Origin of the sequence: Pseudomonas sp. UFMG81 (assembly GCF_015354575.1) — a bacterium.
In the GTDB taxonomy this organism is placed as follows: domain Bacteria; phylum Pseudomonadota; class Gammaproteobacteria; order Pseudomonadales; family Pseudomonadaceae; genus Aquipseudomonas.
In genome coordinates this window covers 88,854-101,521 of sequence record NZ_JACAFQ010000007.1, presented here as the reverse complement: position 1 = coordinate 101,521, position 12,668 = coordinate 88,854, and the positions used below count along the sequence as shown (strand labels likewise).

10 protein-coding genes are annotated in these 12,668 nt (G+C 64.4%); 3 read left to right on the top strand and 7 right to left on the bottom strand.

Translation table 11 applies throughout. The features are described 5' to 3' along the window. Positions 1–107 precede the first annotated feature (107 nt). Both IX761_RS07590 and IX761_RS07585 read right to left on the bottom strand, forming a co-directional pair. On the bottom strand, positions 108–1,070 hold the full coding sequence (locus tag IX761_RS07590; RefSeq protein ID WP_194788991.1) for a FecR family protein: 963 nt from the start codon (positions 1,068–1,070) through the stop codon (positions 108–110). A gap of 17 nt (positions 1,071–1,087) precedes the next feature. After that, positions 1,088–1,576: an RNA polymerase sigma factor gene (locus tag IX761_RS07585; RefSeq protein WP_194788990.1), complete on the bottom strand. Its 489-nt coding sequence runs from the start codon at positions 1,574–1,576 to the stop codon at positions 1,088–1,090. A gap of 583 nt (positions 1,577–2,159) precedes the next feature. Here IX761_RS07585 and IX761_RS07580 point away from each other — a divergent pair. After that, entirely contained in the window at positions 2,160–3,323 is a 1,164-nt protein-coding gene (locus tag IX761_RS07580; RefSeq protein ID WP_186668187.1) for a type III PLP-dependent enzyme, read from the top strand. A 76-nt stretch (positions 3,324–3,399) separates the two neighbouring features. Here IX761_RS07580 and IX761_RS07575 read toward each other — a convergent pair whose 3' ends face one another. From IX761_RS07575 to IX761_RS07565, 3 genes are read right to left on the bottom strand one after another with little or no spacing between them, the layout of a single operon-like run. After that, positions 3,400–3,918 (bottom strand): hypothetical protein, encoded by a 519-nt coding sequence (locus IX761_RS07575; RefSeq protein WP_194788989.1) that lies wholly within the window; start codon positions 3,916–3,918, stop codon positions 3,400–3,402. 53 nt (positions 3,919–3,971) lie between these two features. Further along, positions 3,972–4,742, bottom strand: a complete 771-nt coding sequence (locus IX761_RS07570) for a tetratricopeptide repeat protein (RefSeq protein WP_194788988.1) — start codon at positions 4,740–4,742, stop codon at positions 3,972–3,974. Positions 4,743–4,745: 3 nt separating this feature from the next. After that, the gene (locus tag IX761_RS07565) at positions 4,746–5,426 is read right to left on the bottom strand and encodes a Fe2+-dependent dioxygenase (protein WP_194788987.1); all 681 of its coding nucleotides are present in this window, start codon (positions 5,424–5,426) and stop codon (positions 4,746–4,748) included. 221 nt (positions 5,427–5,647) lie between these two features. Between IX761_RS07565 and IX761_RS07560 the strand changes: the two genes are divergently transcribed. Then, positions 5,648–7,936, top strand: a complete 2,289-nt coding sequence (locus tag IX761_RS07560) for a TonB-dependent receptor (protein ID WP_194788986.1) — start codon at positions 5,648–5,650, stop codon at positions 7,934–7,936. A gap of 244 nt (positions 7,937–8,180) precedes the next feature. Beyond that, the gene (locus IX761_RS07555) at positions 8,181–10,697 is read left to right on the top strand and encodes a PepSY domain-containing protein (RefSeq protein WP_194788985.1); all 2,517 of its coding nucleotides are present in this window, start codon (positions 8,181–8,183) and stop codon (positions 10,695–10,697) included. 2 nt (positions 10,698–10,699) lie between these two features. Here IX761_RS07555 and IX761_RS07550 read toward each other — a convergent pair whose 3' ends face one another. Together IX761_RS07550 and IX761_RS07545 are read right to left on the bottom strand one after the other, a co-directional pair. Next, positions 10,700–11,491 carry an amidohydrolase gene (locus IX761_RS07550; protein ID WP_194788984.1) on the bottom strand — a complete coding sequence of 264 codons (792 nt, stop codon included), beginning with the start codon at positions 11,489–11,491 and terminating at the stop codon, positions 10,700–10,702. After that, the gene (locus IX761_RS07545; protein ID WP_194788983.1) at positions 11,479–12,627 is read right to left on the bottom strand and encodes a pyridoxal phosphate-dependent aminotransferase; all 1,149 of its coding nucleotides are present in this window, start codon (positions 12,625–12,627) and stop codon (positions 11,479–11,481) included. Before IX761_RS07545 ends, IX761_RS07550 begins: the two co-directional genes overlap by 13 nt. Between the last annotated feature and the right edge of the window lie 41 nt (positions 12,628–12,668).

Here is a 12,668-nt window from a genome sequence, read left to right as displayed (position 1 = left end):
TCTTCGAGAAATCCTGAAAGGTCGGATAAACGCCAATCGCATGCAAATGAAAATGCTTGGCAGTTGCAGCTGGCGGGGAAGACGAACGGGCGAAAAAAAACCTGAATCTATTTTGCAATTATTTCGCTGGAGCCATCGGCATGCTGCTTGATCGCCACCGGCAGGATGCTCGGCAAGGCCCGCAGCAGGGCATCCGGGTCGTCGCTGCTGAAGGTACTGGACAGACGCAGGCCGGCCACCTTGCCGGGGGCGACACGCAATGGCTGGGCCCGGTAGCGCGAGACTTCCGCCACCACTTCGCTGAGCGGGGCGTTGTCGAACACCAGCTTGCCCTGACGCCAGGCGGTGAGTGCACTGGCATCGATGGCATAGGGCGCGGCGACCTTGCCGTGGGTATCGATGCGCGAACCCAGGCCCGCTGTCAGTTGCGCCAACGAATCGCCCGCCCCCTGCACCCGCACCGAGCCCTGCTCCACCGCCACCCGGGTGCTGTCCGGGTCCTGGCGCACATCGAAGCGGGTACCGGTGACGGTCACTTGCCCTTGGGCGGTGCTGACCACGAACGGTCGGTCACTGTCGTGGGCAACGATGAACATCGCCTCGCCCCGGCTCAAGCGCACATCCCGGCGGCCGGACGAAAACGTCACGTCCACACGGGTTGCGCTGTTGAGTTCCAGGTGCGAGCCATCTGGCAGTTCGAACTGGCGGCGTTCGCCCAGGGCGGTTTGCAGCACATCCTGGTGATTGAGCCGCTGGTACTGCCAGCCGCTCCAGCCCAGGCCCAGGGCAGCGATCGCCACGCCTGCCGCCAAGGCCTGGCGCAGCATACGGCGGCGGGGCAGCTGGCGCACCGGCTCGGTCGCGCAGAGCGCTTCGAGGCGCGGGCGCGGGATAAAATCAGCAGCGCCCCACAGCCGCACGAGCATCTGGTACTCCTCGCGGTGCCGGGCATCCTGGTCCAGCCATTGCTGCAAGGCGGCCCGCAACGCGCTGTCGCCCGGTGCGTCCTGGACCTGCGCGAACCAGGCTGCGGCCTGTTCGCGCACAGGATCAGGGGCATGCTGTTTCATCAAAGGGGTCTCCTGACTCATCTGGCCGACACATCCAAGTGCTCACGCAGATGTCGGAGCGTGCGGATCATATACTTTTCGACCATGTTCTTGGTCAAACCCATGCGCTCGGCGATCTCGGCCTGGCTCAGCCCCTCGAGCTTCTGCCAGACGAACACCCGTCGGCAGTTGACCGGCAGCTCGGCCAGCGCCCGCTCGACGCTGTCGGCCAGCTCCAAGGCATGCACGTAGGCTTCCGGGTCACCGCCGGTGTCCGGGCCATCGGTGAACGCTTCGAGTTCCAGGGCCTGGCGCCGGTCTTCACGACGGTAGCCGTCCACCGCGATATTGCGCGCGGTCTGGTGCAGGTAGGCACGCGGCTGCTCGACCTGTTCACGCGGGTTTTCCAACACCCGCACGAAGGCATCGTGAGCGAGGTCCTCGGCCTGCTGACGACTGCGTAATTTGCGCGTCCAGGTGCCGATCAGCTCGTGGTAGTGGTCGAGGAAGCCTTTGGGTCCGGACACGGTCGGGTTCGTCAGGGAGGCAGAGAAGGGTGCGAATAGTAATGTTTCTCATCAAAACCGGCAATTCCGCCAGTCGGTAACAAAAAATTTATGACGAGTTTCATGCACGCCAGTACCAGGGTTGCGTGGCCATAAATATGAACACCTCAGCCCCGTTCGCGGGTAAACCCGCTCCCACAGGAAATGCGCAATCCCTGTAGGAGCGGGTTCACCCGCGAAGGGGCCAACCCGGTCTATTCCACAATATTTAACGCTTGAAACATCCCAGGGAACATCTGCCGGTCACACGAGTCGGTTATTCAAGTAACTGCTCGTCGATCCACGGCGAACACCCCGGGATTGCCTGTTGATCTTGCTGGTTTCACGCCCTAAAGTGCGCGCCGAACGTCCATGCTGGAAACGATCCATCCGGCTCAAGTACTGACGACGAGACAGCAAGGTCACCCGCAGCCCAGCAACGGCACGGTTGACCTTTTTGCTTTCGGCGACATGCCTTGGGAAGTAGGCGAACCAAAGTGGGGATACGGAGGACGTTCAGTTTGCAGCCACTTATCTTTTCAGTTTGCCCATGGAGCCCTTGAGCATGTCGATCCAGGTCGAAGACTATTTCGCGCGTGACACCTTCCAGAAAATGAAGGCGTTCGCCGACAAGCAGGAAACCCCGTTCGTACTCATCGACACCCAGATGATCAGCCAGGCCTACGACGACCTGCGCGCCGGGTTCGAATTCGCCAAGGTCTACTACGCGGTCAAGGCCAACCCGGCCGTCGAGATCATCGACCTGCTCAAGGAGAAAGGCTCGAGCTTCGACATCGCCTCGATCTACGAGCTGGACAAGGTGCTCGGCCGTGGCGTCAGTGCCGACCGCATCAGCTACGGCAACACCATCAAGAAATCCAAGGACATCCGCTACTTCTACGAGAAGGGCGTGCGCCTGTACGCCACCGACTCCGAGGCGGACCTGCGCAACATCGCCAAGGCGGCGCCGGGCTCGAAAGTCTACGTGCGCATCCTCACCGAAGGCTCCACCACCGCCGACTGGCCACTGTCGCGCAAGTTCGGCTGCCAGACCGACATGGCCATGGACCTGCTGATCCTCGCCCGCGACCTGGGCCTGGTGCCGTACGGCATCTCCTTCCACGTCGGTTCGCAACAGCGCGACATCAGCGTGTGGGACGCGGCCATCGCCAAGGTCAAGGTGATCTTCGAGCGCCTGAAGGAAGAAGACGGCATCGAGCTGAAGCTGATCAACATGGGTGGCGGCTTCCCGGCCAACTACATCACCCGCACCAACAGCCTCGAAACCTACGCCGAAGAGATCATCCGCTTCCTGAAGGAAGACTTCGGTGACGATTTGCCGGAAATCATCCTGGAGCCTGGCCGTTCGCTGATCGCCAACGCCGGCATCCTGGTCAGCGAAGTGGTGCTGGTGGCGCGCAAGTCGCGCACCGCGGTCGAGCGCTGGATCTACACCGACGTGGGCAAGTTCTCCGGCCTGATCGAAACCATGGACGAAGCCATCAAGTTCCCGATCTGGACCGAGAAGAAAGGCGAGGCCGAAGAGGTGGTGATTGCCGGCCCTACCTGCGACAGCGCCGACATCATGTACGAAAACTACAAGTACGGCCTGCCGCTGAACCTGGCCATCGGCGACCGCCTGTACTGGCTGTCCACCGGTGCCTACACCACCAGCTACAGCGCGGTGGAATTCAACGGCTTCCCGCCGCTGAAGGCGTTCTACCTGTAAACGACAACGGGGCCGCAAGGCCCCGTTTTCATTTGCATGCCCGTGTAGGAGCCGGCGTAATGCTGCATTTCGCCGTTCAGCGCGGCTCGTCCACGCCCATCTGCACGATCTCCACATCGAACTCCGCAGCGGGCGCGCGCCCTACCTGCAGGTAGCTGCCGATAAGGCCCGAGGTCCAGAACGCCTTGTCATACCTGACGCCGACCGCCTTGCCCTCGAGGGTGGTAAGACGTGCCTGCGCAGCACTGTCGTAATCCAGCTTCCACAACGGGCCTACGGCACTGGTGAGTTCGTAGAGGCCGAGGTAGTCATTGGTGCTGATATCTACCCGCTGGTTGTACATCGCATGCGCACGGTCACCCGTCCACAGACGGATCTCGTAGGCATACCCGTCACCCTTCTTCACCGCACCGAACCACAATGTCTGTGGCTCGCGGTCCTGGCGCGATGTGGTCAGCCACCCACCCAGTTGCCAACGCTTGGTGCCGTTGTAGCCCGGGCGATACTCCCAACGACCAACCGGCCCCGGGTACTTGGTGTTGCCAATCGCAAGGCGGGCAATGAAAGATTTTTCGCTGATGTAAGGTGCAGCCATGGTACGACTCCTGTGGGAAAGTCGTCACAGCATGGTCATCCCCGCCCGCTGGTTTAAGCCTGCAGGTTTTCCCCCGCACCCTCCCGGTGCTCCAGCTCCCGCGCATAGTTCGCCGCCAAACCCGCCAGCAATGGCCCACCTGCGAGCAAGGTGCGCACGCTGCTGCGCAGGAAGTTCAGGTTGCCCTGCACCCGCGCGCGCTCGAACCAGGGCGCGGCCTCGGCCACCTGCCCTCGCTCGACCAGCACCATCGCCAGGCTGAACATGCCGCGAAAATCCCCCGCCTCGGCCGAGCGGCGGTACCAGCGCACGGCGCGCACCGGGCTGGCGGCAGTGGCGATCCCCTGCTCCAGGTAGCGCCCATACAGGTTCATCGACTTGGCGTGGCCTTGCTGCGCGGCTTTTTCGTAGCAGGCCAACGCCTGCGACTGGTCCATACCGACACCACGCCCAGTGGCGAACAGGTTGCCCAAGTTGTACAGGCCCCAGTCCAGGCCGGCGTCCGCCGCACGGGCATAGTGCACAGCCGCCTGCGCCAGCTCCACCTCGCCGCCCCAGCCATGCTCCAGGCACCGCCCCAGCATGTTGTGCGCCATCGCGCTGCCGCTCTGGGTGGCAATCGCGAACCAACGCCGGGCCACTTCGGCATCCTGCTCGATACCACGCCCGTCGAGCAGGATCTGCCCGAGCAGCAGCTGCGCCTCGACCACCCCCTGCCCCGCCGCCGCGAGGATCGCTTGCGCGGCCTGGCCCGGGCTGTGTTCGAGCATCGCCTGCAAACCGGCAACGTCCACGGCGTGTTCACGGCGCAATTGATAGGACACGGTTCAGACCTCGGCCCAGCGGCGCAGCAAGTTGTGGTAGGTGCCGGTGAGTTGCAGCAGCGACGGGTGGTCCGGCACATCGGCGGTGAGCTGGCGGATGGCGTTGTCCATCTCGAACAACAGCGTGCGCTGGCCGTCATCGCGCACCAGGCTCTGGGTCCAGAAAAACGCTGCATAACGGGCACCGCGGGTCACCGGGTTGACCTTGTGCAGGCTGGTACCGGGGTATAGCACCATGTCGCCAGCCGCCAGCTTGACCTGCTGCACACCGTAAGTGTCCTGGATCACCAGCTCGCCGCCGTCGTAGCTGTCCGGGTCGCTGAGGAACAGGGTCGAGGACAGGTCGGTGCGCACCCGCTCCGGGCTGCCCTGGGGTTGGCGCAGGGCGTTGTCGATGTGGAAATCGAAATTGCCGCCCTCCTGGTAGCAGTTGACCAAAGGCGGGAACACCTTGTGCGGCAAGGCGGCCGACATGAACAGCGGGTTGCGCCACAGGCGCTCGATCAGCGCGGTGCCGATTTCCTTGGCCAGCGGGTGCCCCTCTGCCAGTTGCAGGTTGTGCTTGGCCTTGGCCGACTGGTAGCCCGCGGTGACTTTGCCATCAGCCCAGTCGGCCTGCTCCAGGGCCTGGCGGATACGCGAAATTTCGTCGGCGGTAAACAGCCCGGGAATGTGAAGCAGCATGGCAGCGGCACCTGGCAAGAAGAACGGGCGCCAATGATATTGATTCCCTTTTACTCACTACAAGCCCTTGTCGCACCAGCGGACGCATGAACCCGTAAATTCCGTAAGGCAAAATTGTAAAGAATGTAAATTTCTAACGAATGGTAACGCTTCTCAATTGTTCCTTACATTCGCTTACATTAACATCCGCGGCCTTCATACCTTGGGGAAGGTCTACAACAATGCGTCACGTGCCAACCGCTGTCAGTTCACCACGCCTGCTCGCCTCCGCCATCGGCGTCGCGATCACCGCCACTTCCGCCTACGCCGCCGATCCGGCCGCCATCACCCTTGACGCCACCAGCGTCAACGGCAAGGCCGAACAGACCAATACCGACTACAAGGTCGAGAAAGCGTCGTCGCAGAAGTACACCGCACCCCTGGTGGACACACCGCGCTCGGTCACCGTGATCCCGCAGCAAGTGATCAAGGACACCAACGCCCTGAGCCTGCAAGACGCCCTGCGCACCGTGCCGGGCATCACCTTCGGCGCAGGCGAAGGCGGCAACCCGCAAGGCGACCGCCCGTTCATCCGCGGCTTCGACGCCCAGGGTGACACCTACCTGGACGGCGTGCGCGACACCGGCGCGCAAACCCGTGAAATCTTCGCCATCGAGTCGGTGGAAGTGGCCAAGGGCCCGAACTCGGCCATCGGTGGCCGTGGCGCCGCCGGCGGCACCATCAACCTGGTGAGCAAGCGCGCGCACCTGGGCAACTCGCTCGATGGCGCCTGGACCTGGGGCAGTGACCAGACCCAGCGCTACACCTTCGACGGCAACTACCAGTTCAGCGACAGCGTTGCCGGGCGCCTGAACCTGATGACCCACGAAAGCAACGTCGCCGGCCGCGACAAGGTCAACTACGACCGTTGGGGCATCGCCCCGTCCCTGGCCTTCGGCCTGGGCACGCCAACCCGCGTCAACCTCGACTACTACCACCTGGAAAGCGACGACCTGCCGGACTCGGGCATCCCGTACACCGTACCGAACGGCGGCACCGGCAACCGCTCCTCGGCGCACCCGAGCAAACCGTACGCCGGTGGCGACCACGACAACTTCTATGGCCTGACCGACCGTGACTTCCGCAAGTCGCGGGTGGACATCGCCACCTTCGCCATCGAGCACGACCTGACCGACGCGCTGACCGTCAAGAACACCCTGCGCCACGGCAACAGCATGCAGGACTACATCCTGACCCAGCCCGACGACAGCAAGGGCAACGTCAACAACGGCAGCGTCTGGCGCCGTGCCAACACCCGCGTGGGCAACACCGCCACCACCACCAACCAGACCGACCTGTTCGGTGAGTTCTATGTGGGCGGGCTGAAGAACAGCTTCTCCACCGGTATCGAGTTCAGCCGCGAAGAGAGCAAGCGTTCCGGCTACAACGTCAACACCGACACCACCCCACGCACCACCAATGTCGCGGCCAGCACCAACTGCAACCCCAGCATGATCGGCGCTCGCAGCGGCTACAACTGCACCTCGCTGGCCAACCCGAACCCGGACGATCCGTGGAACGGCGCGATCTCGCGCAACTACGCCGGCACCACCACCAACAGCAACACTCGCGCGCTGTATGTGTTCGACACCCTCGAACTGACGCCGCAGTGGCTGGTGAACATGGGCCTGCGCTACGACCACTTCGACACCGACTACAAGACCTACAACGCCGCCGGCACCACCACCGCCAAGGGCAGCGACACCAGCGAATTCGTCACCGGCCAGCTGGGCCTGGTGTGGAAGCCGGCCGACAACGGCAGCATCTATGTCTCCTACGCCACCTCCGCCACCCCACCGGGCGCGCTGCTGGGTGAAGGCATGGAAGGCAACCCGCTGCCAGGCGGCACTGACCGCTCCGGCAATATCCTGAGCAGCGACTTCGAGCCGGAAGAAACCACCAACTACGAGATCGGCACCAAGTGGGACCTGCTCGACGAGCGCCTGTCCCTGGCCGCCGCGCTGTTCCGCACCGAGAAAGAGAACGCTCGCGTGCAGGTCGGTACCACCGCCTACGAGAACGTTGGTGAAACCCGCGTGCAGGGCATCGAGCTGTCGGCCAGCGGCAAGCTGACCGACAAGTGGCAGGTGTTCGCCGGCTACACCTACATGCAGGCCCGCCAGATCGACGGCGGCCCGCTGGGCAAGGCCAACGACGGCAACCAGCTGCCGAACACGCCGAACAACAGCGCCAGCCTGTGGACCACCTACCAGCTCACGCCGAAGTTCACCGTCGGTGGCGGCGCCTTCTACGTCGACGACGTGTACGGCAGCGTGGCCAACACCACCATGGTCGACAGCTACGTACGCTACGACGCCATGGCCGCGTACAAGCTGACCAAGAACATCGACCTGCAGCTGAACGTGCAGAACCTCACCAACGAGGTCTACTACGACAAGGCGTTCTCCACCCACTTCGCCAACCAGGCGGCCGGGCGGACTGCGTTGCTGACCACCAGCGTGCACTTCTGATGATGGGTCTGGGTTGATTGCTTGAGGGTGCCGGTGCCTGTACCGGCCCCTATCGCCGGCAAGCCGGCTCCCACAGGATTATCACAGGCCCCTGTGGGAGCCGACTTGCCGGCGATAGGGGCAGCACAGGCAACGTGCCATCCACTGAACAACCCGCGGCCCCGTTCGTTACTGAACGGGGCTTTTGCGTATCAAGGCATAATGCACGCCGCGCAGGTCGCGGCAGCCCTACAAGGTGAGAGACGTGGTGAAGAAGACGCTGTTCCAATTGCACTGGTTCTTTGGCATCACCGCTGGCCTGGTGCTGGCCTTGATGGGCATCACCGGCGCCCTGTACTCGTTCCAGGAAGAACTGCTGCGCGCATTCAATGCCGATGTGCTCAAGGTGCAGGTACGCGCCGAAGGTGTGCTGCCACCGGCCGAGCTGGTGCAGCGGGTCGAAGCCCAGCAACACGACAAGGTGTCGATGCTGTGGGTCGACGTACGCGAAGGCAATGCCGCACGCATCTTCTTCATGCCACCACCGGGCGAGCGCCGTGGCGAACTGCGCTACGCCGACCCGTACACCGGCGAGCTCAAGGGCGAAGTGGCCGGGCAAGGCTTCTTCAACCTCATGCTCAAGCTCCACCGTTTCCTGGCCATGGGTGACACTGGCCGGCAGATTACCGGTGCCTGCACCCTGATGCTGGTGTTCTTCTGCCTCTCCGGCCTGTACCTGCGCTGGCCTCGCAAGGCCCTGAACTGGCGGACCTGGCTGACCCTGGACTGGGCCAAGAAGGGCCGCGCCTTCAACTGGGACCTGCACGCGGTGTTCGGCACCTGGTGCCTGCTGTTCTACCTGCTGTTCGCCCTGACTGGGTTGTTCTGGTCCTACGAGTGGTACCGCGCGGGCCTGAACAAGCTGCTGGCCGACCCACCAGCGGCCGGTGAACAGAAGCGCGGCGAAGGCCGTGGTGGCCGCCATGGCCCGCCCAAGGTCGACAACAACGCCCCGCCGCTAGTGGTCGACTACGACGCCATCTGGGCCAACCTCAAGGCCGCCGCCGGCCCTGGGCTGGCCACCTACAACCTGCGCCTGCCACCGGTCGGCGGCCAGCCGGCCAACCTGTTCTACCTGCTGGACAACGCCGACCACCCCCGTGCCTTCAACACCCTGGTGCTTGACCCGGCCACCGGCCAGGTGAAGAAGCATGACCGCTACACCGACAAGTCCTTCAAGGCCCAACTGCTGCAAAGCGTGTATGCCCTGCATGTGGGTGAATACTTCGGCCTGCCGGGGCGGATCATCGTCACCCTCGCCAGCCTGACCATGCCGCTGTTCTTCGTCACCGGCTGGCTGCTGTACCTCGACCGCCGACGCAAGAAACGCCAGGTGCGTGCCGCCCGTGGCGCGGTGGGCGATACCGCCAACACAGGCGACAGCTGGCTGATCGGTTTCGCCAGCCAGAGCGGTTTTGCCGAGCAACTGGCCTGGCAAAGCGCCGGGCAGCTACAGGCAGCCGGCTTGCCGGTGCAGGTACGCCCCCTGGCCGAGCTGGGTGAGCAGGAACTGCGCCAGGCCAAGCGCGCGCTGTTCGTGGTCAGTACCTTCGGCGACGGCGAGGCGCCGGACAGCGCCCGCGGCTTCGAACGCAAAGTGCTTGGCCAGCCCTGGGCGCTGGAGCATCTGGACTACGCCCTGCTCGCCCTGGGCGACCGCCAGTACCCGCACTTCTGCGGCTTCGCTCGCCGCCTGCAAGCCTGGCTCGGCGAGCGCGGTGCCAGCAGCGCCTTCAGCCCGGTGGAAGTGGACAACGCCGACCCGGCCGCGCTGCAACGTTGGCAGCAGGAGCTGGCGCAACTGACCGGCGCGCGCCCGGTGGCCGCCTGGCAACCACCGCGCTTCGGCAACTGGCGCCTGACCCGGCGCGACCTGCTGAACCCGGGCAGCCAAGGGGCACCGGTGTACCGGCTGCAATTGCTGCCTGAAACACCGGCGACCTGGGAAGCAGGTGATCTGGTCGAAATCCTGCCGCGCAACGGTCAGCCACGAGTGGATGCCTTGCTCGCCGGCCTTGGCCTGGATCCGCAGAGCCCGGTACAGCTCGACGGCCTGCGCGAAACCCTCGCCCAGGCCCTGGCCGGGCGCCAACTGCCGCATAGCCGCGAGCACCTGGTCGGTTTGCACGCCCAGGCGCTGGTCGATGCCCTGATCCCGCTGAGTGCCCGCGAATACTCCATCGCCTCCATCGCCAGCGATGGCGTGCTGGAACTGATCGTGCGCCAGGAGCGTCACGCCGATGGCCACCTGGGCCTGGGGTCGGGCTGGCTGACCGAGTACCTGCCGCTGGACGGCACGCTCAGCGCGCGCCTGCGCCGTAACAGCGGCTTCCACCTGCCCGACGCTGCGGCGCCAATGGTGCTGATCGGCAACGGCACCGGCCTGGCCGGCTTGCGCAGCCTGCTGCGGGCACGCATTGCCAACGGCGAGCAGCGCAACTGGCTGCTGTTTGGCGAACGCAATCGTGCCCACGACCTGCTGTGTGGCGAAGAGCTTCAGGGCTGGTTGGCCAAGGGTGACTTGCAGCGGCTGGACCTGGCGTTTTCACGCGACCAGGCCGAGAAGGTCTATGTGCAGGATGCGCTGCTGCAGCAGGCCACCGAGTTCAAGCGCTGGATCGACGACGGTGCCTGTGTGTATGTGTGCGGCAGCTTGCACGGTATGGCCGCAGGGGTAGATGCGGCGTTGCAGGGGCTGCTCGGTGAAGCGCAGCCGCGATGAGGTCATTGCAATTCGAAGCTATCGGCATCCAGGTTGGCCGGGAAGCGCGTGCGATACGCCGCCAGCTCCGCCGCCCGCAGCACCACGGTGAACACCCCGTCTGCCTCGCCCGCGCTGAGCAGGCTCTCGCCCTGGAAGTCCAGTACCTGGCTGTCGCCGGAGTAGGCGAAGCCCTTGCCATCGGTGCCCACTCGGTTCACCGCCGCCACGAAGCACAGGTTCTCGATACCCCGCGCCGGCAGCAGCCGGTTCCAGTGCGTGCGCCGCGCCGCCGGCCAGTTCGCGGTGTACAGCAGCAGGTCGGTGTCCTGGGCGTCGCGGCTCCACACCGGGAAGCGCAGGTCGTAGCAGATCAGCGGGCGAATGCGCCACCCCTTGAGCTCGAACTGCACCTGGCGCTCGCCGGGGGTGTAGTGCTTGTGCTCCCCCGCCATGCGGAACAGGTGGCGCTTGTCGTAATGCAGGATCTCGCCATCCGGGCGCGCCCACAACAGGCGGTTGCGGTGGCTGCCATCGGCGGCCTGGATGATCACGCTGCCGGTGATCACCGCATTGGCCTTCTTGGCCTGGGCCTTGAGCCACTTGTAGGTGGGGCCGTTTTCCGGCTCGGCCAGCTGTTCGGAGTCCATGGAGAAACCGGTGGTGAACATCTCCGGCAGGATCACCAGGTCGACCTCGCCGGCCTGGGCGATCAGTTCGTCGAAGTGGGCGTAGTTCGCCTCGCGGTCGTGCCAGGCCAGGGTGGTCTGCACCAGGGCGATTTTCAGGTTCGGCAGTTCACTCAGATCGCGCATAGCTTTTCCGCCGCCAGTCGCAGCGTCTCCTCACGTTTGGCAAAGCACAGGCGCACCAGGCGTTGCTCGGGGATGGGTTGCTGGTAGAACACCGACACTGGGATGCTGGCCACGCCATGTTCGCGGGTCAGCCACAGGGCCATGTCGACGTCGTTCAGGTCAGGGCGAATCTGCGAATAGTCCACCAGCTGGAAGTAGGTACCCGGGGTGCGGGTGAAGGTGAAGCGTGAGGCCTGTAGCAGGTCGCAGAACAGGTCGCGCTTGGCCTGGTAGAAGCTCGGCAGTTCGTCGATGTGCTCGGGGTGCTCGGCCATGAAGTCGGCCAGCGCGCACTGCAAGGGCGTGACGCCGCAGAAGTTCACGTACTGGTGCACCTTGCGCAGTTCGGCACTGAGTGCGGGCGGCGCGATCACATAGCCGGTCTTCCAACCGGTGACGTGGTAGGTCTTGCCGAACGAGCTGATGACGAAGGCGCGCTGGTAGAGCTGTTCGTGGGCCAGCACGCTGGCGTGGCGCACGCCGTCGTAGATCAAGTGTTCGTAGACCTCGTCGCTGACCAGGTAGATGTCGCGGTCGGCGATCAACCTTGCCAACTGGTCAAGGTCATCACGGCTGATCAGCGCGCCGCTGGGGTTGTGCGGCGAGTTGAGGATGACCATCCGCGTGCGCGGGCTCAGCGCATCGCTGAACCGCTGCCAGTCGATGCTGAAGCTGCCGTCGTTGAGCGGCACATGCACGCAGCGGCCACCGGCCAGTTCCACCGAAGGCTCGTAGCTGTCGTAGCTGGGGTCGAAGACGATCACTTCGTCGCCTGGGTGGATAACGGCCTGGATCGCGCAGAAGATCGCTTCGGTGGCGCCCGGGGTGATGGTCACTTCCTGGTCGGCATCGACCTGCGCCCCGTACAGCCTGGCCACCTTCGCCGCGACCTGCTGGCGCAGGGCGGGCAAGCCGGTCATGGGGCAATACTGGTTATGTCCCGCCGCTACATGGCGGCCGACAGCGTCGAGCAGGGCCTGGGGGCCGTTGAAGTCGGGGAAGCCTTGCGAGAGGTTGAGCGCACCGGTCTGCATCGCGAGCTGCGACATGGTGGTGAAGATGGTCGTGCCGACGTTCGGCAGTTTGCTGCGGATCATGGAGCCCTCTTTCCTGGGGTTTGTCCGGCACGGGGTGGAGC